The sequence below is a fragment of the Virgibacillus sp. CM-4 genome, from assembly GCF_000445495.1.
Taxonomy (GTDB): domain Bacteria; phylum Bacillota; class Bacilli; order Bacillales; family Amphibacillaceae; genus Virgibacillus; species Virgibacillus salexigens.
Window position 1 is genome coordinate 38192 of record NZ_AUQA01000005.1, and the last position, 25037, is coordinate 63228.

A 25037-nucleotide genomic window follows, 5' to 3' on the forward strand; every position below is an offset into this window, starting at 1 on the left:
ATCAACGATATTTAGCAAATCGTACTTTTCCTTTTAATACTACTTTCTCATTTTGATTCAAAGCTTTAACATTAAAATCTAAATAATCTACTTTTGCTTCATTCAACTCTGCTTTTAACGTAATAACATCTTGAAGAAAAACCATCCCGGAAAAACGGATTTGAAAACCCTGAATAAAGCCTTGATCATAATATGGCGTAAACAATTTTGATAAATTGCCCATTGTCCACATACCATGAGCGATGATCCCAGGTAACCCTGCCTTTTCTGCTTCTTCATCAATGGTATGAATCGGATTAAAGTCCCCTGACGCTCCTGAGTATTTAATTAAATCCATTCTAGTTACAGGCTCAAGGATAGTTTCCAGCGATTCTTGCATCTGCAATTCCTCTACATTGTATTTCATACTTGCATCGCCTTCCTTACTGTCTCTGTAATAATGATTGTAGATTCTTCCATAAAAACAACTTTCTCATGAGCATCTTCACCATACCGCTTAATTTTCAAGAATCCCATTAACCCATTTTTCCCTTGTTTCTCATCATAACTATCAATAACGGTATAACAATAAAGAACTTCATTGACTAAAAGGGGACGTTCGTATTGATATACCTGTTCACCATGGATTAATCCCTTGTTAGGCAGGTTTAACCCATGGACTGTACCAAAGTCAAAAACACGCGGAAATGTAGATGGTGCAATGTTTTCCCCATATCTAGACTGCTTACCTACTTGTTCATCGATAAACAGCGGGTGAGCATCTCGAATTGATTCTGCAAACCGTTTGACCAAGCCCCGTTCCACAACGTTCTTTACTTTATTTGATTGTTTACCTATCAGATGGTAATACATCTTATGCCTCCTTATTAATTTTTTGGTCCTCCAGCAACATAAATCACTTGGCCATTAACGAACGAAGATTGTTCATCCGCAAAAAATGCTACTGCATTTGCTATATCCGCAGGTTTTCCACTTCTACCGACAGGAATTTGACTAACACTTGCTTTGACGAATTCATCAAATGGTACGCCAACTCTTTCTGCTGTTGCCTTAGTCATATCTGTTTCAATAAATCCTGGCGCAACCGAATTAGCTGTAATACCAAACTTGCCTAATTCGATTGCTAGTGTTTTGGTAAAACCCTGTAAACCTGCTTTAGCTGTTGCATAGTTAGCTTGACCACGATTACCTAAGGCAGAAGTGGATGAAATCGTAATAATTCGCCCATACTTTTGCTTTACCATATGAGATTGAACAGCACGGGCAGCATGGAATGAACCTTTCAAATGAACATCCATGACCTGCTGCCAATCACTATCTGTCATCTTAAAAAGCATATTATCCCGGATAACCCCGGCATTGTTTACAAGAATATCAATTGTCCCAAACTTATGAACGACTTCTTCTACTGCGTTACTTACCTCCTCTGCATGAACTACATTGGCTTGAAGAGCCAAGATATCATAGCCTTTCTCAGTAAATTCCGCTTCTGTTTCTTGCAATGCTTGTTCATTGATATCAATGATAGCTACTTTTGCACCTTCTTCAGCAAATAATTGCAAGATTCCTTTGCCAATCCCTCTGCTTCCACCGGTTACAAATACTACTTTTCCTTCAAAACGTTTAACCATGTTTCCCCTTCCTTCCTGCTTTTCTTTGAATTGTTTATTAAATATATTGCCCTAGCTTCACATTTTCTTTTAATAGATTGCGAGAAATAATTAATCGTTGAATCTCATCTGTACCATCATAAATTCTCCATAATCTAGCTTCTCGATACCAGCGTTCAATTGGCAACTCTTTTGTATAACCCATGCCTCCATGGATTTGCATAACCCGATCTACTACACGATTTCCCATATTAGAACCATATAATTTTGCCATCGAAGCAAGATGGCGATTATCTTCACCATTGTCTAAAGTAAAGGCAGCATTTAATACTATCCATTTTGCTGCTTCAATCTCTACTGCAGAATCAGCAATCTGCCATTGAATAGCTTGCCTATCAGAAATTGGCCTTCCAAATGTCTCCCGCTCTTTAGAATAATCAATTGCCATTTGTAGTAAGCGTTCAGCAGAACCAACTGCCCGGGCACCGACTATCCACCTGGCAAAGCCGATCCATTCCAATCCAAGTTTATAGCCAACTGCATGAAGTTCACCAAGTATGTTTTCTTCTGGGACCCTAACATTGTCAAAAACTAAACTTGCTGGCCCCCAGTCTCCCATCGTATGAATATATTCTGATTTCCAGCCCATATTCCGATCAACAATAAAACAAGTGACACCGTCTCTTCCTTTTGTTTTTTGATGCATGTCTTTATCAGTTATTGCGATTACCATAACAAAATCAGCTTCATTTCCACCTGTTATAAATGTTTTCTCTCCATTTAGAACCCACTCATTACCATCTTTTACAGCTGTCATTTTAATATTTTGAGTGTCAGATCCAGCACCTGGTTCTGTCATTGCAAAACATGATTTCTTCTCTCCATTAATTGTCGGAATTAAATATTTTTTCTTTTGTTCTTCATTACCGTAATAAAGGATATTATCCGCAGAACCTCCAAATGTAAATGGAACAAATGTCTTTGAAACTTCCATCGTAACAATTGCTTGCATCATCTGACCCAAATCAGCTCCACCATATTCTGTTGGTGTATTGATCCCCCAGAATCCTGCTTCTTTTGCTTTTAATTGAAGTTCCTCTTGTTTTTCTGCAGATAAGCTTGGCATGCCATTTCGTTCATTTCGAAGTACTTCATTCTCTAGAGGCATTAATTCCTTCTCAACAAATTTCCGTATCGTTTTTTGTACCATTCTTTGCTCTTCCGATAATCGTAAATCCATTGCACTCTCTCCTTTTCCCTATTTATCATTTCGTCGCATTATTTGTATCTAACTGCTCTTTTAAAGCACGCTTTAGAATCTTTCCTACAGCTGTTTTTGGTAAATCCTCCACAAATTCAACCAACCTAGGAACTTTAAAAGAAGCTAAATTGTCTCTACAAAATTGAATTAATTCTGTTTCTGTAAGATCCTGACTATCTTTTCGTACGACATAAGCTTTTACGGTTTCTCCACGATACTTATCTGGAATTCCGATAACTGCTGCTTCCAATACATTTGGATGGGAATAAATCACATCTTCAATCTCGATTGGATAAATGTTATACCCGCTAGCAATAATTAATTCTTTCTTCCTTCCCACAATATAAAAGAACCCGTCTTCATCCATTTTGGCTAGATCACCCGTATATAACCAACCATCACGTAGTACTTTATCCGTCTCTTCTGGCTGCTTCCAATAGCCTTTCATAATTTGGGGACCTTGTACGACCATTTCTCCAACTTCACCTATCGGCAGATCCTCTTCACCTGAGGCAATATCAACGATTTTTGCTCTCGTATTGGGAATAGGTATTCCGATACTTCCTGGCTTTTGTAAACCAGAAATAGGGTTACGATGAGTGACTGGGGATGCCTCAGACAAACCATATCCCTCCGCAACGCTGGAGCCTGTTGTTTCATTAAATGCTTGTATGACTTCCATTGGTAAGGGAGCTGATCCACTTGTACATGTTCGTATACTGCTAAGGTCAAACGGATGATCTTTACAATAGTTAACTAACGCAATATACATGGTAGGTACTCCTGGAAAAATAGTCGGTTTTGTTTGTTCAATAATTCTTGCCGTTTGTTCTACATCAAAATTTGGTACTAAGATAAGATTTCCACCGATGTAAAATGTCAAATTCATACAACTTGTCATTCCATACACATGAAACAATGGAGAAATAGTCAGTACCCTTTCTTTTCCTAACATGGTTCTTGATTGCGAGGTAGCATAAGCTTGTAGCGTATTGGCCACTAAATTATAATGCGTTAGCATTGCACCTTTTGATCTACCGGTTGTACCACCTGTATATTGCAATACGGCAATATCATCCACAGGAATGTGAACATCAGGTAATGGTAAATTACTTTGCTTGCAAAAATCATCAAATTTGGAACCGTTTTCAAAAGATGCCGTAATAATTGCTGTTAATGGCGTTTGTTTTTGTATTTTCTCAACAACTGGTAGTAATTTATCGTGTACGATTAACACTTCTGCTTCCGAATCATTTAATACATGAAGTAATTCAGCAGCTTTGTACATTGGATTAAGTTGTACAATCGTGGCTCCACAATATAGGGTTGCATAATAGCTAATCACATATTGCGGACAATTCGGTAACATAAGAGCTACTTTATCCGATCTACTAACACCCATCTGAAATAAAGAGCGTGCCACATTCTTTATTTGATTATCCAACTCCCTGTAAGTTAGGGTTTGATTAAAAAAAGTAATTGCAATATGATCTGGATACATTTCAACTGATTTGGAGAATAAACTAGGTAGCGGTTCTTCTGGGATTTGAATTTCACTAGGATTTCCTTCAGGAATATGTTCCAACCATAGGTTCTCCATTAAGTAACATACCTCCTATTCACAAGAAATTCATACTAACCGATTAGTATGTTCTGAATATTTAATTAAAATTATAACAGAAGAGATTAAAAAATCAATCCATAAAATACACTTTCTGTAAAGGAAAAATGCTATCGATTCGTCGATAGCATTTTTACCTATTTTACATTGTATGAGAATGAGACATGATCTTGGATTGGAATCCATGCACCTATCCCTTGCTTTGTAACATTTTTTACAACAATGGACTTTTTGGAACCTTTTAACTTTATATATACTTCTCCAAATGTAATTTGTCCTTTTTCATTTACTGCCGGGGCGTAGGAATTAAGCGTGGCATGCTTACTAGCTGGGACATTATAGGTATTGTCCTTTTTTGTGTTTTTTCCAATAACGGTTTGATAAGAAAGCGGAAGCTTTGTTTTCTCCTTAGACTTTAATAACATCATTTTCTTTACGTCATCGGGATTGTTGATTTTGTTTGTTAATGCGCCTTTAATTTCTTTTTGTTCCTGTTGGACATAATTAAGCTCTTGCGCTTCTGTCCCACCAGTATTGTTGATTTCATTCGAATTAATTTGTTGATACTCCCAATTAATTGTTGTTTCTAATGACTCGTAATTTAGAGGCCAACGGCCAATATATACCATACCACGATAGCCAAGCGCTATAGGGGATGGGTTTAACGATGTTTCATTTAACATTTTTATTAGAACTGGATTTTCTATTTTCATCTCTAGTTCATCCATTAGTTCTTTGGTTAGTTCACTTGGTTCAATTACTTCTTGGTCCTCCGTAGAATTTGGAAAAGTATTATCTTTTGAAATGTTAAGCACATGACTAGGTATTTCATATGGGTCTTTTTTATCTTCTTTTTCTGCACCTAAACTACTTATTGGGAATACAAAAGTAAACATAAGAGCTATGATGGATAGCGGAAAAAGCCAATGATGTTTTTTCATATATGTTAGTCCTTTCTTTTTCCCTTAGTTTCTTTCTGACATATGAATTTTATACCTCGTCCAGAAAATTTTAACGACTCAATTCAATCGTCTTCACCGTTTCTTCAATTTCGATACTGTTCTCAACTGAACGTACCATTGAACAGTTTTTTCTAGCAATTGCCAAGTTTTTGTACATTTTTTCAGGATCTAAATGATGTCCTTTTATTATAAAATGTAAGGTTATCTTTTCGATTCGGTTTGCTTCGTCGGGATTTCTTGTTGCCTCAGCAGTAATTTGAATATCTTCCACTTCGATGCGTTGCTTTGCTAAAATCTTTCGAAAGACAGATCCACTGCAACCTGCAATGGATGCAATCATAAGCTGATAAGGTCGAAAACCATACGTTTCATCCCCAGAAATTTCAAGTTCACCATATTCTAAGCTCGTTCTAAGCCCATTTTCCTTTAAGTATAGTTCCATTATTATTCCCTCCATAAATTTAATCATCTTCATAAATCCTTACCCTACTTCCTTCTTATCATAAACGATCTTGCATCTTCTTTTACAGTTATTGACCTTTTCATGTTTAGCAATTAAATTTAAGACAGATAATTAAATTAGAAATCTTGTTAAGGTGATGAACAATGAATGCAAAGGATTATCGTTTTTGGATATTAATTGGACTTGTATTGATATCCGGATTTTCACAAGGAATGCTACTTCCCTTACTTTCCATTATTTTAGAGCAAAATGGTATATCTTCGACTATTAATGGGTTACATGCTACTGGCTTATATATTGGTGTATTAATAGCTTCTCCTTTTATGGAAAAACCAATGCATAAATTTGGATTTAAACCAGTTATTACGGTAGGTGGCATACTGGTAATCCTATCTTTAGCGATTTTTCCCATTTGGGAATCATTGTGGTTTTGGTTTATTTTACGTATGGCCATTGGTATTGGAGATCAAATGCTGCATTTTGGTACACAAACTTGGATTACCGCAACTACTACAAAAGAAACGAGGGGAAAAAGTATTGCTTTCTACGGACTGTCATTTAGTCTAGGTTTTGCTTTAGGACCATTAATGACACGGCTATTATCCATTCATCAATCCCTTCCGTTTATCATAGCGGCCATCTTGAGTTTATTCGTATGGTCTACCTTAATCTTTATTCGAAATCAATGGCCTGAGCAAGAAGTACATAGTGCTTATCCAACCACTTCTCTACAACGTTTTGTGCAAACAGCTAAAATAGCGTGGGTGGCTTTACTTCCTGGTTTCGGATATGGTTTTTTGGAGGCTTCTTTACATAGTATCTTCCCTGTATATGGATTACGAATTGGGCACGAGGTTGACACTTTAGCCTTAATCATTCCTTGTTTCGCAATTGGTAGTTTGATTACTCAATTCCCTTTAGGAGCTTTAAGTGATCGGTTTGGAAGAAAGAATGTGCTTATAACCGTCTTAACGATCGGTTCTTTATGTTTTGCTCTGACGGGTATATTGGAGAAATCTATTCCAGCACTATTTATTTTGTTTAGTCTAGCAGGTATGTGTGTCGGTTCATTATTCTCTTTAGGGATTTCCTATATGACGGATTTACTACCGGGTAATTTACTACCTGCAGGAAATTTAATGGTTGGTATTATGTTTAGTATCGGTAGTATAAGTGGACCATTTATTGGTGGCTATTATATCGATGCACTAGAAAATATTTCGTTTTTCTATCTCATTACGATCGTCTTAGTAATAATAACACTTGCCATTTACTTACAACGCCCTGACCGAAATACGCTTACGACAGATCATTCATCTCAAAAATAAAATGAAAAATACGGAAAAGCAACGTATAAAGCCCCCACAGTGAATTCTATTTGCTCACGTGGGGGCTGAACCAGTTGTCATGGTTTTGTTTACGTTATAACAAAGTTTTCCTATTAAACAAATTTACTATATCGCTTTTCCAACCGATCTTGTACCAAGGATATGAGAATACAAACCGGCCAATAGATGAGAGCAACAAGTACATACATTGTCATCGCATCAAATTCACGTCCCGCTATAATCTGTGTTTTTTGGAACAATTCAGGAACGGTAATAACAGCAGCCAATGAAGTTGCTTTAACTATATCCATAAATACATTTGTAAGAGGTGGAATAGCAATGCGCATTGCTTGAGGCAGAATGATCTTTCGAAGTGTCTGCCAATAAGTTAAGTTAAGTGCTTTTGCTGACTCCCACTGCCCTACATCAATACTATTTAATGAGGACCGATCTATTTCGGCAATATAGGCTGCGCTATTCAAGCCAAAGCCAAGGCAAGCCGCTACTAAGGCGGTTAATTTAATCCCAACAACCGGTAATCCAAAATAAAGGATAAATAAAAATACCAGCATTGGGGTACCGCGCATAAATGAAATATACGTTCGCGCTGGTAGACGAAAGATAAAGCGGTTTGATCCTCTAGCCAAAGCCAGAAATAAACCTAATACCAATCCTAACGCCATTCCAACAAAGGATACAAGCAATGTCATCGGTAAACCACCTAAGACGAAAGGAAGACTTTCTAGTGCTAATTCAATATCAAACAGTCCACCGAAATCAAATCCATTGAAATTCATTGCAAATTCTCCTTTTACGTAAGCTTAAACAGACCAATATCTAAAGATCGAGTCCTTCTATTTCCTGAATGTCTCCTTCTGGCTTTTGAGATGCATCTTCTTTATAAAACTGCTCTGCTAATTTTGTTAATGTTCCATCTTCCCGCATTTCTATAAGTACTTGATTAATCTTTTTAGTCAAAGTATCTGCACCTTTAGGTATAACAACTGCTTGCTCTGTAGGGTGAAACTTTAAATCTGGATGTAAATGAATATCAAAATCTGGGAAACCAGCTACCCCAAACTTCGATAGGTAGTAATCATTTACTATCACGTCTGTCCTTCCATTATGAACATCTCGTAAGTAAGCTTCGTTTGGTGCATTTCCATATGTTTTTACTTCTGCTCCAAAATGCTCCGCAATTTGGCTATATACAGTAGTCGCTCCACCACCAGCTATTTTACCTTCTAGATCTTCCAAAGACTCAATACCTGAATTATCTTCTTTACGTACAACCATCGTGGAATAGGAATATTTGTAAGGATTACTAAAATTAAACTCTTCTTTCCGTTTATCTGTAGCTTCAATATCATTTGCTGCTACATCGATTCTCCCGCTTTTTACAGCAGGCAGCATACTGTCAACCCCCATGATTTCAAAAGAAATATCAAGATCTAATCGCATTGCTACCTCACGCATTACTTCAACATCATAACCAGTTAGCTGATCCTGATTTTCTTCTTCTCCGTCATAATAGGAAGCAGCTAACAACGTTCCAGAAGTACCAACAACTAGTTCCCCTGAATCTTGAATTTCTTGCCATCTCTTATCTGTTTCATCTTCATTACCACTACTGTTACTATTACCTTCAGAATCATCGCAAGCACTAATAATGACTATTAAAACAAGTAATGAAAGCAATAATTTAATCTTACTCATCCTCCAACACCCCTATTGTTATATTTAATTTACAAATTTGATTGTAACAGCTTTCGATTAATTTTTACAATAGTTAAATTTTACAATTCTCTTCTTGACTTTATTTAATATAGTGATAATATAATAATAAATATTTATTTGTAATCATTATAAATAAATGATTTTAATGATGGAGGTGCTGATTAGAATGTCAGTTAAAACAAATACATTGTATGACTTACCTACTCAAGATGGAAAAGCATCCAAGGTAACTAACAAATTACGTGAACATAAAGAATTAATAGCCGCTTTAGTGAGTGGATTACTTATTTTATTTACTTGGAGTATGGAGGGGTACCTTTCCCACAACTTGTGGATTTTACTTCATCTAACTGCCTTTATAATTGGGGGATATTTTAAAGCAAAAGAAGGAATTACGGAAACCATCCAAAACAAAGAATTAAATGTAGAAATGCTTATGGTCTTAGCAGCTATTGGTTCTTCAGCTATTGGATATTGGACAGAGGGAGCGATTTTAATTTTTATATTTGCTCTTTCAGGCGCTTTGGAAACATATACAATGAATCGAAGCAATCGAGAAATAGCCGCCTTAATGGATCTTCAACCCGAAGAAGCGACACGTATAATTGAAGGCAAAAAGGAAGTTGTTCCGGTTTCCAGCTTACATATAGATGATGTTATCTATGTACGAGCTGGTGAACGAATTCCAGCAGATGGAAGTATTATTCAAGGCTCCACAGCAATTGATGAGAGTGCCATTACTGGTGAATCCATTCCTGTAACAAAGGGTGACTCGAATGAGGTTTTTGCAGGAACAGTTGCTTTAGATGGTTCTATTTCCATACAAATAACCAAGCCCGCTAACCAAACTGTTTTTCAAAAAATCATAGAAATGGTCCAAACAGCGAAAGAAGAAAAATCTCCATCGCAATTATTTATTGAAAAGTTCGAAGGTGCCTATGTGAAAACAGTATTAGCCATGGTCGTACTTATGATGTTTATTCCCTATTTTCTATTTAACTGGTCACTTCTTGAGAGTATTTATCGGGCGATGATATTACTTGTTGTTGCTTCTCCTTGTGCGCTTGTGGCATCGATCATGCCTGCCACTTTATCTGCTATTTCCAATAGTGCTAAAAAAGGCGTATTGTTTAAGGGCGGTGTACACATTGAAAACATGAGCCACATGAAGGCAATTGCTTTTGATAAAACGGGGACACTAACTAAAGGAAAGCCGGAAGTAACCAATTTTATTATTCACCCCGACTATGATGAGCATGTAATTATGACTACAGTAAGGGCGATAGAACAAGAATCTACCCATCCTTTGGCAGTGGCAATTACAGATTACTGTAGCGAAGAAGCTATTATAGACAAACTGTTCATTGACAATGTAATAACCGCTTCGGGAAATGGCGTGAATGCGGAAATAAATGGTGAACATTGGAGAATAGGCAAACCAGCGTATATTGGCTTTAGTTCATTTTTTGATCCATACACGAAAGACCTTGCAGCTGAAGGAAAAACGATTGTTTATGTAAAAAAAGAAGCAACTATCGTAGCACTAATTGCATTAAAAGATACAGTTCGGAAAGACAGTGTAAAAGCTATTAAACAATTAAAACAGCTAGGAATCTATACCATTATGTTAACTGGTGATCATGATTTAACGGCAAAAGCAATAGCGAAAGAAGCAAAAATCGATCATTATGCTGCGAATTGTCTTCCAAAAGATAAAGTCGATTATTTAAAACAAATCAAAAATAAATACCACCATATTGCCATGGTTGGAGATGGCATTAATGATGGGCCGGCATTAGCTACTGCTAACCTAGGAATTGCTATGGGGGAAGGGACGGATGTTGCTTTAGAAACTGCCGATGTCGTATTAATGAAAAATGATCTGACTAAGATTACCAATGCAATAAGTGTTTCAAAGAAAATGAATACGATTATAAAACAAAATATCTGGTTCTCGCTTAGTGTCATTTTGCTATTAATTACAACGAATTTCTTGCAAATACTCGATCTCCCATTAGGGGTAGTAGGTCATGAAGGAAGTACGATCTTAGTTATATTAAATGGATTAAGGCTGTTGAAATAACTATTCCAACAGCCTGTTTTTTCGTATAACCGAATTAATTAAGCCACCAGTCATTATAATAATCCCAGATAAATAAAACCAAATCATTAGGACTATTACAGCACCAAGACTCCCATATGTGGCTGAGTAATTCCCGATTGTACTAACATAATAGGAGAATCCAAGGGAAGCTAATTGCCATGAAATCGTAGCGAACAATGCCCCAGGAATTGCATTCTTAAAATAAATACGCTTATTGGGTGCCAGCTTGTAAAGCGCTAAAAACACAATAAAGAACACAACTGATGATACTACCCATCGTAATGTTTCCCATACGGAAACAAACCCTTCAGATAAACCAACAAAGGAAAAAAGATAGATCCCTAAGGTTCTTCCGAAAACAGGTAATAATAAGGCGATAATCATGACTGCTACCATCGCTATCGTTAAAACAATCGCAATTAAACGTGATACGATAAACGAACGGTTTTCTTCGACTTCATAAGCATGATTAAACCCGCGCATGAGCGAATTTACACCATTGGAAGCTGCCCATAACGTAGCAATAATCCCAAAAGATAATAATCCCCCATTTTGTTGGCGAATTAATTGTGTAACATTTGATGTAATTAACTCAACAATTTGTGGTGGTGCATAGGTAGCAATAATATCGAGTATTGCTAATTCATCGATTGGTAAATACCCAACTAAAGTTACTAAAAACAGCAAGAACGGAAATAACGACAATAGAAAAAAATAAGCAAGTTGTGCAGCTAAACCAAAGACATCCACTTCTTCCATCCTTTGATACAGCTGCTTACCAAATTGAACGATCCTTTTTTCCATTGCCACACCCCTAGACATTTTCTTCAGCAACCTATAACCAAGCTTGCCTTTATTCTATTCGATCTGTTTGGTTTTTATTAGCAAAACTTTCAAGTGTTGATTCTACTTGATCGAGTGCGTTCAATGTACTTTCCGCACCACGTGTGAATGCTTGATTAAAAGTATCGAACGCTGAACGCACCGTATGCACAGCATCTGATGGATGCTTCATTAGATAACTAGTACCTGATTTGGCTGCTGTTAACTTCTCTTTACTGTATGCTCTTGTTTCCTTATCAAAAAGGCTGACAAGCGCACCTACTGTTGCACCAATAAATACACCTAAAAATAGTTTTCTTTTTCCCATCGTTATCGCTCCTTATGAAATTGAATGTTTTTCTTTAATAAATTGCAGTAATTGCTGACAACCTTCCAAAACCAATTGATATGTATCTGAAAAATTCCCTGTATAGTAGGGATCAGGTATATTTGATTTTTCCGGTTGATTTACAAAATCCATCAACTTTGCAATTATTATTGGTTGTTGGCTAGCCCCAAATAATTGTAGCAGATCATGTTTATTTTGATCATCCATTGCAATAATATAATCAAATTGATTCACATCACTTGCATCGACTTGCCTTGCCACCAGTCCTTTCCAAGATATATTATTGTTGGTTAAAATTTCTTTCGTCTCTTGATGGGGTTCTTCACCCATATGCCAGCTCCCGGTACCAGCTGAATCCACAGTAATATATTCCGTAAGCCGGTCTTTTTTTATAAGATCAAGAAATATTGCTTCTGCCATTGGAGATCGACAAATATTGCCAAGACATGCAAATAAGACGCGAATCATAAAGCACACCTGCCTTCTATTTCTTCTATTATAAGCAACAAACCTTCTGTCAGGCAAAGGTTTCTATTTATATAGAATACCAATTTTTACCTTCCTTGTACAAATTGTCAAAGAAAACGTACCCATTCAACCTTTTTGCAACACGGAAACTTATACATTTACATGAAACAACTTGACATACGCTCTCTTTTTTCGGAATATTTAATATAGGTAGAAAAAGGGGGAAAAAGATTATGATGGACATCATCAATGCAATAAGTAGCTTTGTGTGGGGTCCTCCAACATTAATTTTAATTGTTGGAACTGGATTATACTTAACCTTTCGATTAGGTTTCTTACAATTCAGAACACTACCTTACGCTTTGAAACTTGCTTTTCGACCAACAAGACAAGATAAAAAATCAAAAGGCGATATTAGCCATTATGAAGCCTTAACAACAGCAATGGCGGCTACCATAGGAACTGGTAACATTGTTGGGGTAGCAACAGCAGTAGTATTAGGAGGTCCGGGAGCTGTCTTTTGGATGTGGATTTCTGCATTATTTGGAATGGCAACAAAATATTCTGAAGCCATTCTTGCAGTTAAATATCGGGTAGAAGATAGTAAAGGTCAAATGTCCGGCGGTCCAATGTACTACTTAGAAAAGGGTTTAAATGCCAAATGGTTAGGTGTTTTATTTGCTATTTTTGGCTCCATCGCCGCATTTGGAATTGGAAACATGGTACAATCGAATTCTGTATCCGATGCACTGCAAACCTCATTTAATATCCCAACTTGGCTAACTGGAATCGTACTCACTGTATTAGTTGGTATTGTTATTCTTGGAGGAATTAAAAGCATCGGTCGTGTGACAGCATTTTTTGTACCTATCATGGCATTATTGTATATTATTGGCGGATTAATTATTATGATCATGAATTTAGACCTTCTTCCAAGCGCAATTAGCTTAATCTTTACAGACGCCTTTACAGGAAGTGCAATCGGTGGCGGTATCTTAGGTACGGTTATACGCTACGGAGTAGCTCGTGGTGTATTCTCCAACGAAGCTGGACTAGGTTCCGCACCTATTGCTGCTGCTGCAGCGAAAACAGATTACCCAGGTCGTCAAGCTTTAGTATCGATGACTCAGGTATTTATTGATACGATTATTGTCTGTTCAATTACAGGTATTACAATTGTGATGGCAGATATGTATCAAGGTGGACTAGAAGGTACAGAGTTAACTGCAGCATCTTTTTCTTATTTCTTAGGTGATGTTGGTGGCTATATTGTTACAATTGGAATTATATTATTTGCTTTTTCTACATTAGTAGGTTGGTCTTATTATGGGGAAAAGTGTTTTTCATATCTATTTAGTGACAAGGCTATACCGTATTATCGGTTTGTTTTTGTTATTGCTGTCATGTACGGAGCCATGGAAAAATTAGATATTGTTTGGGGTATTTCTGATATTATGAATGCGCTCATGGCAGTACCGAACTTAATTGGCTTACTTGGTCTTTCCGGAGTTGTAGCTTATGAAACAAAGAAATTCCTTAAAGTAGCCAAACAAGAAAAAACACAAGAAAAGGCAGAAAGTAGAACATAATCTTATAAAAGGGATGAGCGATAACAGCTCATCCCTTTTATGATGTTAACGGTACAATACATTGCTCATCATTATTTTCAGCTGAATTCACATAGGTATGAACTGCATAAGCTTTTAATTGATCCTCGTCAAAAGACTCTAAGAGTTGCTGCGATACAAGTGGTTCCATCTTTACTGGTTGAATCCATTCATCCTCTTTATGTTTAGGAAGAATGATTGGCATACGATGATGAATGTCTTGCATAAAGGTATTTGCTTTTTTGGTTAGAATGGTACAGGTGAACAGTTGCTTTCCTTTATGTTCCCACTTATCCCAAAGGCCAGCAAAAGTAAATACTTTACGGTTTTCCAACTCAATTCGTTGTGGCTGTTTCCCATCAGAAGTCTGTTTCCATTCGTAGAAACTATCGGCAAGGATCAAGCAGCGCTTCTTTCCCATTAGCTGTTTGAAGCTCGGTTTTTGATGGGCGGTCTCACTACGTGCATTTATCATCTTATAACCAATTTTCTCATCTTCCGCCCACTTAGGTACAAGTCCCCACTTCAATAAACCTGCTCGTTTCTGTTTCCCATCGTGAATGATTGCTAACACTTGCTGACCAGGAGCGATATTATAACTTGGTATATATCCTTCAATTGTGTCTTGCTCTAAATCAAAGGCCGTCAAAATCTCTAATTCATCTGCCAATAATGTATACCTTCCACACATCCGCTTCACCTCTATAGCCACTATATTTCATTTAGAATATACTTAAATCCCACTTCGTTGCAATATGCTTCAGTAATTTTATTCCTGCTATACTATTTCCTTGATTATCCAAGGCAGGACCATATACCCCTATCCCACATCCTTCTGTAAATGGTAAGACTTCCTCTCTTACTCTTGGTGGGGCTACAGCGATAATTCCACCAGATACCCCACTTTTAGCAGGAATACCAACATAAGCAGCAAATTTACCAGATGCATCATACATACCGCATGTGAGCATTAATGCCTTAGCTAATCTTGCAATTTTACGAGGAATAATTTCCTCATCCGTCTGCATATCCAATCCATCATTTGCTAACACTCGGCCAATTATTGCTAAATCATCAATACTTACTTCAATGGAACATTGTTTAAAATAGGTTTCTAACGTAATATCCATATTTGATTCAAGGTAGTCTAATTCAACTAAATAATAACCAATTGCCCGATTTCGTATAGAAGAATCTCTTTCTGATTCATATACATCTAAGTTCAATGATGGACGATGACCGAGAATTTTTTCCAGCAATTGAAATAAAGGTTCTAGTTTTTCATCCGGCGTTTTCCCATTTAACATAGAAGTAACTGTAATCGCTCCTGCATTTACAAAAGGGTTGAAAGGCTTTTTTAATTTTCGCATTTCCAAATGCATGATTGAATTAAATGCCTCGCCAGTTGGCTCAACATCGACTCGATCAAGCACGTATGCTACCCCTCTTTCCATACACGCCACAATAAAACAAAACACTTTTGAAATACTTTGGATCGTAAACGTTGTATCGACATTTCCGGAACGAACTGATAGTCCATTATTGCCTAAAATGGATATTCCTAAGTGTTTTGGATCAGCTTCTTTTAAAATGGGAATATAAGAAGCCACTTCTCCATCCTTTGTTTGCTTTTGATAAAAAGTTACCCAATCGTCTACATAATTCTGCAACCAATCTTGGGTTATTTTTGTATTCCAGTTCACCGTACCTTGAATCAACTATATCACCTCCCTACTAGTATGCCTCGTATTTAAAAAAAGAAACTTATAAACAAAAAGGGAGGATACATAATAAAACGGAAACTCTACAACTAATCACTGCTGCCCCGAGTACCAATTTGATCTCGCTGAAGTCATGACTATTACAATTAATAGAATTAATGAATCCATTATTCCGTTTTTTGGTAGAACTTATATTTTAAAAAACCAAAAACCGAACTATTTTCTGAATAGTTGCAGAAAATAGTTCGGTTTAAATTCCTTTTTCCTTTCGCTCTTCCTAAATCGGCGCTTTACTAGCTCCTCAACTTGATCAGCATCTTCTTATTGCAATCGTTTTTCTATTATTTCTTGGACCACTTCAGCTATTTCGTTACTGCTTTTAGCATGATATGATTCCGGATGAATTGCCTCCTCAATAGATCGTTTTACATCGGAATCATCCTTTATCTTACCGTCTTGTTGTTCGTACATTCGGTATATACCGGTGATTGTAACTGGCACAATTGGCACCTCTACTTTAACTGACTGCTTACGATCATGACGATCAATAAACACAAATTGTAAAAGTTCCATCTAGAGGAATAATTGGTAAAAAAAAGAGATTGACCGCAGTCAATCTCTTTCATAGATTCGTATATTTATTTTCCAATAAATTGTTGCGTCCAGTGGTTACCTTGTTCAACATACCCTACTCCAATATGAGTGAAGTCAGGGTTCATAATGTTTTCACGGTGACCTTGACTGTTCATCCAAGCATCAACTACTTCTTGAGGAGTTTGTTGCCCTTTAGCAATATTTTCTCCTGCAGTTGTATAGCTAATACCGAATTGTTTCATCATATCAAATGGTGAACCGTAAGTTGGGCTATTGTGCGCAAAGTAGCCATTTGTTGCCATATCATTCGATTTTTCACGTGCAACTTTACTTAGTTCAGTATCAACTTTTAATTCAGAAAGACCTTGTTTTGCACGTTCTTGGTTTGTTAGTTCAACAACTTCTTGTTCAAATTGACTCAATTCTTCAGATTGAGACTGTTCTTGATTTTGATTTTGTTGTTCTTCTGTTTGTTGTTGATTCGTGTTTTGCTCCGGTTGTTGCTCTTGTGCAGGCTGTTCTTTATCTTGTGTTTCTTGTTCTTGTGACTGTTCTGGTTGTTTTGGTTCTTCTGGTTTTTCTTGAGCTGGTTTGTCAGCCTGATTTGTTTGTTCTTCTTGAGCAGGTTTTTCATTTTCTGCTGGTTTTTCTTCTATATTAATCTTATCCCAATTAATTTGGTTCCAATTTAATTGTAATTTATTCATATATTTATTTAAAAGATCATTTATATTGTCTTCTGTAATTGTCTTTGTTTGTCCATTGATAGAATAGAAGACTTTATAAATTTGATCCTGAGATTGATCTTTGGCAGAAGCATCAGCAGAAGATGAAAAAGCTCCCCCGAATAGTAAAGCTGTAGATAAAGCTGTAACTACACCTATTTTTTTAAACATGTTTCTTACACACTCCTTTGGTTTTTGTTTCGTGCAAGATCATCATAGCATGGATTTTTTGTAATATTTTTGGCAGCCGTTACCAATCGTATTTTCTCTTGCTCTTTAAATCTAAAAACCTTATATTAATAGGAGTTAGTTTCATGGGAAAATAGGGTATACATGAAAATAATAATAGTAGAGGAAAAAATTTCATCAAAATTCGGCTTGACAACCTAAAAAAAGCGGCTTGTTTATTACAAATTCTATCAATTTGTAATCCAAATGTTACGTATTCTGTCGTAAATAATAGTTTTTTTGTTGTATAATAAGGATATTTGGAAAAAAATCTATTACTAATTACTAACACTTGTATATCTACCCCCTAAAACTATATGAAAGAAGAGAATTTATATAAAAGAAATCTGTCATCATTGGAGGATCTATATTATGTTATCTACTGCGGAGATTGGAATCGATCTTGGTACTGCAAACATTCTAATATACTCAAAGTCAAAAGGAATCGTTTTGAATGAACCATCTGTTGTAGCAATTGATGTAAATACCAAGCAAGTAGTCGCTGTTGGAGCAGAAGCAAAGGAAATGGTGGGTAAAACCCCACAAAATATCATACCGATTCGCCCACTAAAAGATGGAGTGATTGCGGATTATGATGTCACTGCACAAATGTTAAAAGAATTTTTGAAGAAAGTTAGTAAGAAAATTGGCATGTCCATGCGAAAACCAGTTGTAGTTGTTTGTACACCATCAGGCAGTACTACCGTAGAACGTCGTGCTATCCACAATGCTGTCACAAGCTATGGAGCAAAACAAGTCCATCTTATTGAAGAGCCAATTGCTGCTGCAATTGGTGCTGATCTGCCAGTTGATGAGCCTGTTGCCAATGTCATTGTCGACATCGGAGGCGGTACTTCAGAAGTAGGAATTATTTCATTCGGAGGTGTCGTTTCCTGTAATTCCGTTCGTATTGGTGGAGATAAAATGGATGAAGAAATCATTCATCACATCCGCAAGAATTATAATATCCTAATTGGTGAACGTACGGCTGAGAATATCAAGATGGAAATTGGTTATGCACATCCGAATCACAAAGATGAAACAATGGAAATCCGAGGACGTGATATGGTAACAGGTTTACCTAAGACGGTTACAATTACATCTCAAGAAATTCACCTTGCATTAAAAGAATCCTTGGAACAAGTTCTAGAGACCATACGTGCTACATTAGAAAACTGCCCTCCAGAATTAAGTGGAGATATTGTAGATCATGGTATTGTTCTAACAGGCGGTGGCTCCATGCTTAATGGCATGCAAGAATGGTTATCTACTGAAATTATCGTCCCTGTCCATCTTGCACCAAATCCTTTAGAATCCGTAGCAGTCGGAACCGGACGCGCATTAAAAATGATCACAAAACTGCAAAAAGCCACAAAGTAGAAAGAAAAGCATAAAAGGCAAATACCTCCAACAAGCTTAAGTTCCTTCTGATGTGGTGGTTTTTACCACAAAGGAAGGACGCTTTAGTCCTCTAGGAGGTAGCCCTTTCATGCTAGACATCAGAAAAGCTTTTAAGAGCGTTAGGCGACGTATGGGCTCGCCCCGGTATTCGGGGATGGTTCGACGTTGGCAAGCATCGTGCCGTTTTTCGTCGGTCTTCCGTTCCTCAATAAAGGAATTACGGTGACTTTCAGGAACCGATGATAACTGGGAGTCGAAGGAAGTCTCATTAGTCGCTGGTCCTCTTCTATATTGCTTATATTCATAAGTTTACACCCAGGCATCTAATTGCCTGGGGATTTTTATCAAAAAATCGTCCCGGAAAGCGTTTACAAATATTAATTATCATAGTATACTGAAAAATAAGAATTAATTAGCTTGTTGCTAAATAGCTCTTTTAATTACCTATCAATTCGCTGCCTAATCTGTTCTCAGTTCCATGCCAGAACTGACTCAACAGATAAAAGCCAGTTCAGATTGAATTACAGAAGTTCTGTAATTTGTTTGAATTGGCTTTTTTATTTTTTACCGACTTCTCATCATATGCTTAAGAAGCTATGATAATTAACCTATTCTTTATAAAAGGAGTGAAAACATGACAGGTGCTCTGGAACATATTCGTATTCTTGATTTGTCCCGAGTGTTGGCTGGTCCTTACTGTTCAATGATTCTTGGGGATCTAGGGGCTGAAGTTATCAAAGTAGAAGCTCCTGGTGGAAGTGATGAAACACGAAGATGGGGGCCACCTTTTCAAGAAGGTGTTAGTGCTTATTATCTATGTGCAAATCGCAATAAAAAAAGCATTACCCTTGATTTAAAATCGCAAGAAGGGATTACTCAAATCAAAAATCTTGTAAAAAATAGCGATGTAATTATTAATAACTTTCGTACAGGAACAATGGAACGATTTGGTTTAGACTATGACACATTATCATCTATTAACTCAGGACTTATTTATTGTTCAATTACTGGATTTGGTGAAACTGGTCCATTGAAGGATATGCCAGGTTATGATTTTATCATTCAAGCCATGAGCGGACTTATGAGTATAACTGGTGATAAAGAAACTGGACCACAGAAAATGGGGGTTGCTATTTCAGATATATTAACAGGGATGTACGCATGTATTGGCATACAAGGTGCATTAATTGAAAGAAACCAATCTGGAAAAGGACAAAAACTCGATATTGCCCTATATGATGCAGCAGTAAGTGCTCTTGTAAATGTAGGAAGTAATTATTTAATGTCCGGTCAAATCCCATTCCAACTTGGAAATCATCATGCAAATATTGTCCCCTATCAAACCTTTTGTGCAAAAGACGGAGAAATGGTCATTGCAGTTGGAAATGACAAGCAATTTCAAGCGTTATGCGATATTATTCAAAAGCCCGATTTAAAAACAGACCCTAGATTTACTACTAATCCTGATCGGGTTAAGCATCGTGACAAACTGATACCTGTTCTACAAGAATTATTCTTACAAAAGGAAGCAAATGAGTGGATGGATGAGTGTAAGGCAAGAGGCATTCCATGCGGACCAATTCAGAATATTGCTGAAGTAGCTAATGATGCACAATTAAATGCACGAAACATGTTCATCGATCTGTCACATCCAACAGCCGGTATCATCAACATGATAGGCAGTCCATTAAAATTGTCTCGTACTCCTGTTTCATATCGACATCATCCACCTGATCCAGGTGAACATAATCAAGCTATTCTTAATGAAAATCCAACCAATTAATAAAAGGAGATGTGTTTATGAACTTCCATTTTACAGAAGAACAAGAAATGCTAAGAGAAACCGTACGTAATCTTACAGATAAGGAAATTATGCCTTATATCAGCGAATGGGATAGACAAGGGAAATTTGATCCCGCTATCATTCCTAAACTTGCAGAGTTAGGACTCATGGGTGTTTGTATACCTGAAGAATATGGCGGCAGTGGTATGGACTATAATTCGCTTGCAATTGTTTGTGAGGAATTAGAACGAGGAGATACTGCATTTCGTACAGCTGTGTCTGTTCATACAGGTTTAAATAGCATGACTTTACTTCAATGGGGAAATGAAGAACAAAAACAAAAGTACCTCGTACCACAAGCAAAAGGTATGAAAATTGGGGCCTTTGGTTTAACCGAGCCTGGGGCTGGTTCAGACGTTGCTAGTATGGAAACAACTGCTGTAAAACAAGGAGATTATTATATTTTAAATGGTCAAAAAACATGGATTTCTTTATGTGATATGGCCGACCACTTTCTTGTGTTTGCATATACGAAGGATCGTTCAGAAAAACATAAAGGAATCTCGGCATTTATCATTGAAAGAGAATGGGAAGGATTCTCGTCCAAAGCAATTAAAGGAAAACTAGGTATTCGTTCAGGTAATACAGGTGAAATTTTCTTCGATCACATCAAAGTACCAAAGGAAAACTTACTTGGTGAAGAAGGAGAAGGATTTAAAATTGCTATGTCTGCATTAGATAATGGTAGATTTACTGTAGCTGCTGGTGCAGTTGGTCAAATTATGGCGTGCCTAGAAGCAAGTGTGAAGTATTGCCACGAACGAGCAACATTTGGCAAGGAGATTGGTAAACATCAACTTGTCCAGCAAATGATTGCAAATATGGAAGCAGGATTACAGATGAGCAGACTACTGGTATACCGAGCAGGTGAGCTGAAGAATGAAGGAAAACGTAATACGAGAGAAACATCTTTAGCGAAATGGCAAGCATGCGATTTTGCAAATAAGGCTGCGGATGATGCTGTTCAGGTCCATGGTGCTTACGGATATTCAGATGAATACCCAGTAGAACGCTATCTTCGAAATTCAAAAGCACCTGTAATTTATGAAGGTACGAGAGAAATTCATACGGTGATGCAAGCAGAATACGCACTTGGATACCGACAAGATAAAAATTTAAATAAAATGCTACCCGCATGGAATCAAAGTGAGTTCACTAAGTTCTAATTCAACGAGCTTTTTGAATAGACTATAAATAAACGAGAGACACCTGGTTATACCAGGTGTTTGAACTTGTTACAAGGAGGCTGCTTATATGTTTGAATCGCTGACTAAAAGTATCTTTATTAATGGGAAATGGGAAGCTATTAGCGAAGCTCATACAGAAACAATTTATAATCCTGCCACCTTAGAACCGATCACCAAGGTCGCGCATGCTGGAGCTAAGGAAACAACTAAAGCAATTACAGCGGCAGACGAAGCTTTTCCACAGTGGAGTCAAAAAACCGGGAGAGAACGATCTCGTTATTTATATAAGGCGTATCAGCTAATGCAGGAAGATGCAGAACGATTAGGTAAAATCTTAACTATGGAACAAGGAAAACCATTAAACGAAGCAATTGGTGAAGTTAAAGGGGCTGCTAACTTTTTATTATGGTATGCAGAAGAGGCTAGTCGAAATTATGGAGAGTGGCTCCCTTCATCAACTAATTCAAAACGTCTGATGGTGATTCCTCAAGCAGTTGGGGTTGTTGGAGCGATAACACCTTGGAACTTTCCTTCTTCCATGATCACCAGAAAACTAGCACCTGCCTTAGCTGCAGGATGTACGGTTGTTTTAAAACCAGCACCCGAGACACCTCTTTCCGCAATCGAAATCATGAAAATCTTTGAGCGTGCTGGAGTTCCAAATGGTGTTGTTAATTTAGTGACTGGAGATGCCAAAGCCATTGGACAACAATTACTTACGAATAAAGTAGTTCAACATATTACATTCACTGGTTCTACTGCAGTAGGGAAGTATTTAATCCGTGAAAGTGCACAGCAGGTTAAAAAACTCTCCCTTGAATTAGGTGGTCACGCACCAAGTATTGTCTTTGCGGATGCAGATTTGGATAAAGCCACTTCCCTCGTTATAGGCAGTAAGTTTAGAAATAATGGCCAAACATGTATATGCACCAATCGTCTCTATGTTCATCAACATATTGCCAATGATTTCGCTAATCTATTAAAAGCCAAAGTTTCTCAATTAAAACTAGGATCTGGTTTAGAGAACGAGGTAGACCTTGGTCCATTAATTAATCAAAAAGCTTGTGAAAAAGTACATGATCATGTAAAAGATGCCACGGAAAAAGGTGCTATTGTTGAATGTGGTGGTGAACAATGGAATGACAAGTTAGATGGACATTATTATAAGCCGACAATCCTATCAAACATTTCTGATGAGATGAAGATTATGCATGAAGAAACCTTCGGCCCTGTCATCCCCATTCAAACCTTTACAGATGAATCAGAAGTGATTAAGCAAGCAAATAATACAGATTATGGCTTAGCAGCATATGTTTTCACTGAGAATACAAATCGAGCCATTCGCGTTTCTGAGAAGCTCGACTATGGCATCGTAGGCGTGAATGATGTATTTCCAGCGACACCTGAAGCTCCATTTGGTGGAATTAAACAGTCTGGTATCGGTAAAGAAGGCGGTCATCATGGTATGGATGAATTCCTAGAGAAAAAATACATCTCGATAGGAATCGATTCTAAGTAAAGGCAAGTTCATTACATTCGCCACGAAAATCAAAAACGCCTTAGGTTTTTGTGTTATTCACCTGCTGCTGAGAGTATATTTCTGAAGTGATTTGGAAAACGATCCTTCTTGTCCTTCGCGAGCACGTTATCAGCTCACTCGGGTAAGCAAAATCGTATTACCTGAGTGAGCCATATTGTTCGTTGAGACGTCTCAACAATATCAACTGCCTCCCCATCCTGATTCATCTAACTTCACTAAATTAAAATCGTTCATTACGAATTTTGCTTTACACTATCATTCTAATCTCTTTCTTTTAAGATGTTCGTTCACTGGTATTCTCACAAAGCACCACATATTGCTTGTACAAATCTTTTAAAGCAGAAGCTAACGCATTACCTGCCTTTCCTAGATAATGTGACTTTAATATTTCAACTGGTTTATCAATACCATCTTGTAAACTGTGACCTCGTAATAATTGTTGAACGAAACTTTTGCCGTGGTCGGTAGCTAATGTACATCCTGCCGCTACTATAACACCATATTTATTATCAATTTCTGCTGTAATGGTTAATGTTTCATAAATACTTTGAGCAGCCATTCCTGATGGTAATCTTGCATGACCTGCGATAAATATTGTGTTCATTTCTTATCTCCTCCCCCATCCACACAGCTTATCGATAACCAAGCCTTCGTGAAATGTCTAGTGCTGTTATTTTTGTTTCTACCTTAATATGTTCTAAATCATCTCCTTCGAAATGACTTGTGAGACCACTTACGGCTAGTGCAGCAATAACCTGCTGCTGATGATTGTAAATGGGATAAGATATTCCAGTTGTATCCTCGTCTTGTTCAGCAATACTATATGCGTACCCTTGTGCTTGAATTTGTTGTAATTCTACTCTTAAACGCTCTTTCTCAATTGGACGATGAATAGCCACAAGCTCTGATTGATTGATAATTTCCTCTTGCCTCTCTTTGGTTTGGAAGGCTAATAACAATTTTGGACCAGAACCGATGTACAACGGAACACTTTTTCCCACTTTTGTATAAAGCCTCAGTGCACGTGAACTTTCCACTTTTTCTATATAAGTTGCTTCGTCTTGATTAATAATGACTAAGTGAATGACTTCATTTATTTCTTTCGCTAATTCCTCCATATATGGTAAAGCAATTCCTCTTACTTCTAGTCTATCAGAAACAAGGTTGCCAAGCTCTAGTAATTTTAAACCTAACCGATACCTTGCCTCCTGTTCCGATTCTTTTGATTTATGTAAGAAACCATTCTGTTCTAAAACCGTTAAAAGCCGGTATGCTGTAGGTTTAGGTATTCTAGCTTGATCTGCAATATCTTTTAATGATAATTCATGCGATCCTTCTCTAAACAAGTCTAGTAATTTTAATGCTTTATTCACACTTTGATTCATAGGCAAGCTCCTTAAGACAATTGAATAGCTAGTTTACGGATATAGGTAAATCCCTCCGCTATCATTGCAGAGGGATAACCT

25 protein-coding genes are annotated in these 25037 nt (G+C 37.1%); 7 read left to right on the top strand and 18 right to left on the bottom strand.

Going from position 1 to position 25037, the window contains the following annotated elements; all coding sequences use genetic code 11:
* Window position 1: 1 nt before the first annotated feature.
* From M948_RS32360 to M948_RS32390, 7 genes are all read right to left on the bottom strand, one after another.
* Window positions 2–406 (bottom strand): MaoC/PaaZ C-terminal domain-containing protein, encoded by a 405-nt coding sequence (locus tag M948_RS32360; RefSeq protein ID WP_021290612.1) that lies wholly within the window; start codon window positions 404–406, stop codon window positions 2–4.
* Complete coding sequence (locus M948_RS32365) at window positions 403–852, bottom strand: MaoC family dehydratase N-terminal domain-containing protein (RefSeq protein WP_021290613.1); 450 nt, start codon at window positions 850–852, stop codon at window positions 403–405. The genes M948_RS32360 and M948_RS32365 overlap by 4 nt, the downstream gene beginning before the upstream one ends.
* Window positions 853–866: 14 nt before the next feature.
* On the bottom strand, window positions 867–1631 hold the full coding sequence (gene fabG, locus M948_RS32370; RefSeq protein ID WP_021290614.1) for a 3-oxoacyl-ACP reductase FabG: 765 nt from the start codon (window positions 1629–1631) through the stop codon (window positions 867–869).
* Between the two features lie 37 nt (window positions 1632–1668).
* Window positions 1669–2850, bottom strand: coding sequence for an acyl-CoA dehydrogenase family protein (locus tag M948_RS32375; protein ID WP_021290615.1), 1182 nt, complete (start codon window positions 2848–2850; stop codon window positions 1669–1671).
* Between the two features lie 25 nt (window positions 2851–2875).
* A complete protein-coding gene (locus M948_RS32380; RefSeq protein WP_021290616.1) occupies window positions 2876–4471 on the bottom strand; it encodes a long-chain-fatty-acid--CoA ligase in 1596 nt (531 codons plus the stop codon).
* A gap of 158 nt (window positions 4472–4629) precedes the next feature.
* Window positions 4630–5433: a YfkD famly protein gene (locus M948_RS32385; protein ID WP_021290617.1), complete on the bottom strand. Its 804-nt coding sequence runs from the start codon at window positions 5431–5433 to the stop codon at window positions 4630–4632.
* A gap of 70 nt (window positions 5434–5503) precedes the next feature.
* The gene (locus tag M948_RS32390; protein ID WP_021290618.1) at window positions 5504–5896 is read right to left on the bottom strand and encodes an OsmC family protein; all 393 of its coding nucleotides are present in this window, start codon (window positions 5894–5896) and stop codon (window positions 5504–5506) included.
* 164 nt (window positions 5897–6060) lie between these two features.
* Between M948_RS32390 and M948_RS32395 the strand changes: the two genes are divergently transcribed.
* Entirely contained in the window at window positions 6061–7245 is a 1185-nt protein-coding gene (locus M948_RS32395) for an MFS transporter (protein ID WP_021290619.1), read from the top strand.
* A 113-nt stretch (window positions 7246–7358) separates the two neighbouring features.
* On the opposite strand, the gene M948_RS32400 is transcribed toward M948_RS32395, so the two are convergent.
* Window positions 7359–8042: an amino acid ABC transporter permease gene (locus M948_RS32400; protein ID WP_021290620.1), complete on the bottom strand. Its 684-nt coding sequence runs from the start codon at window positions 8040–8042 to the stop codon at window positions 7359–7361.
* Window positions 8043–8082: 40 nt separating this feature from the next.
* Window positions 8083–8961: a transporter substrate-binding domain-containing protein gene (locus tag M948_RS32405; protein ID WP_021290621.1), complete on the bottom strand. Its 879-nt coding sequence runs from the start codon at window positions 8959–8961 to the stop codon at window positions 8083–8085.
* Window positions 8962–9148: 187 nt separating this feature from the next.
* On the opposite strand from M948_RS32405, the gene M948_RS32410 reads away from it, so the two are divergent.
* Entirely contained in the window at window positions 9149–11065 is a 1917-nt protein-coding gene (locus tag M948_RS32410) for a heavy metal translocating P-type ATPase (RefSeq protein WP_021290622.1), read from the top strand.
* On the opposite strand, the gene M948_RS32415 is transcribed toward M948_RS32410, so the two are convergent.
* Genes M948_RS32415 through M948_RS32425 form a run of 3 tightly spaced genes read right to left on the bottom strand, consistent with a single transcriptional unit; the run spans window position 11066 to window position 12725 of the window.
* Window positions 11066–11890: a YihY/virulence factor BrkB family protein gene (locus tag M948_RS32415; RefSeq protein ID WP_021290623.1), complete on the bottom strand. Its 825-nt coding sequence runs from the start codon at window positions 11888–11890 to the stop codon at window positions 11066–11068.
* Window positions 11891–11939: 49 nt separating this feature from the next.
* On the bottom strand, window positions 11940–12236 hold the full coding sequence (locus M948_RS32420; protein ID WP_021290624.1) for a hypothetical protein: 297 nt from the start codon (window positions 12234–12236) through the stop codon (window positions 11940–11942).
* 12 nt (window positions 12237–12248) lie between these two features.
* The gene (locus M948_RS32425) at window positions 12249–12725 is read right to left on the bottom strand and encodes a low molecular weight protein-tyrosine-phosphatase (RefSeq protein ID WP_021290625.1); all 477 of its coding nucleotides are present in this window, start codon (window positions 12723–12725) and stop codon (window positions 12249–12251) included.
* Window positions 12726–12958: 233 nt separating this feature from the next.
* On the opposite strand from M948_RS32425, the gene M948_RS32430 reads away from it, so the two are divergent.
* Window positions 12959–14314, top strand: coding sequence for an alanine/glycine:cation symporter family protein (locus M948_RS32430; RefSeq protein WP_021290626.1), 1356 nt, complete (start codon window positions 12959–12961; stop codon window positions 14312–14314).
* Between the two features lie 37 nt (window positions 14315–14351).
* On the opposite strand, the gene M948_RS32435 is transcribed toward M948_RS32430, so the two are convergent.
* The 4 genes from M948_RS32435 to M948_RS32445 form a co-directional block, all read right to left on the bottom strand.
* A complete protein-coding gene (locus M948_RS32435) occupies window positions 14352–15023 on the bottom strand; it encodes an SOS response-associated peptidase (RefSeq protein WP_021290627.1) in 672 nt (223 codons plus the stop codon).
* A 31-nt stretch (window positions 15024–15054) separates the two neighbouring features.
* A complete protein-coding gene (locus M948_RS32440; RefSeq protein WP_021290628.1) occupies window positions 15055–16050 on the bottom strand; it encodes a glutaminase in 996 nt (331 codons plus the stop codon).
* Between the two features lie 324 nt (window positions 16051–16374).
* The gene (locus M948_RS0121845) at window positions 16375–16608 is read right to left on the bottom strand and encodes a hypothetical protein (RefSeq protein ID WP_031335402.1); all 234 of its coding nucleotides are present in this window, start codon (window positions 16606–16608) and stop codon (window positions 16375–16377) included.
* An 83-nt stretch (window positions 16609–16691) separates the two neighbouring features.
* Window positions 16692–17543 carry a CAP domain-containing protein gene (locus tag M948_RS32445; protein WP_021290630.1) on the bottom strand — a complete coding sequence of 284 codons (852 nt, stop codon included), beginning with the start codon at window positions 17541–17543 and terminating at the stop codon, window positions 16692–16694.
* A 429-nt stretch (window positions 17544–17972) separates the two neighbouring features.
* Here M948_RS32445 and mreBH point away from each other — a divergent pair, with 429 nt between their 5' ends.
* The 4 genes from mreBH (at window position 17973) to M948_RS32465 (ending at window position 23550) form a co-directional block, all read left to right on the top strand.
* Window positions 17973–18980, top strand: a complete 1008-nt coding sequence (mreBH, locus tag M948_RS32450; protein WP_021290631.1) for a rod-share determining protein MreBH — start codon at window positions 17973–17975, stop codon at window positions 18978–18980.
* A gap of 655 nt (window positions 18981–19635) precedes the next feature.
* Complete coding sequence (locus tag M948_RS32455) at window positions 19636–20784, top strand: CaiB/BaiF CoA transferase family protein (protein ID WP_021290632.1); 1149 nt, start codon at window positions 19636–19638, stop codon at window positions 20782–20784.
* Between the two features lie 17 nt (window positions 20785–20801).
* The gene (locus M948_RS32460; RefSeq protein WP_021290633.1) at window positions 20802–22010 is read left to right on the top strand and encodes an acyl-CoA dehydrogenase family protein; all 1209 of its coding nucleotides are present in this window, start codon (window positions 20802–20804) and stop codon (window positions 22008–22010) included.
* 88 nt (window positions 22011–22098) lie between these two features.
* Window positions 22099–23550 carry an NAD-dependent succinate-semialdehyde dehydrogenase gene (locus M948_RS32465; RefSeq protein WP_021290634.1) on the top strand — a complete coding sequence of 484 codons (1452 nt, stop codon included), beginning with the start codon at window positions 22099–22101 and terminating at the stop codon, window positions 23548–23550.
* Between the two features lie 295 nt (window positions 23551–23845).
* Here the strand turns inward: M948_RS32465 and M948_RS32470 are convergent, their stop codons facing one another.
* Window positions 23846–24175: a DUF3870 domain-containing protein gene (locus M948_RS32470; protein WP_021290635.1), complete on the bottom strand. Its 330-nt coding sequence runs from the start codon at window positions 24173–24175 to the stop codon at window positions 23846–23848.
* A gap of 28 nt (window positions 24176–24203) precedes the next feature.
* The gene (locus tag M948_RS32475) at window positions 24204–24956 is read right to left on the bottom strand and encodes an IclR family transcriptional regulator (RefSeq protein ID WP_021290636.1); all 753 of its coding nucleotides are present in this window, start codon (window positions 24954–24956) and stop codon (window positions 24204–24206) included.
* Between the last annotated feature and the right edge of the window lie 81 nt (window positions 24957–25037).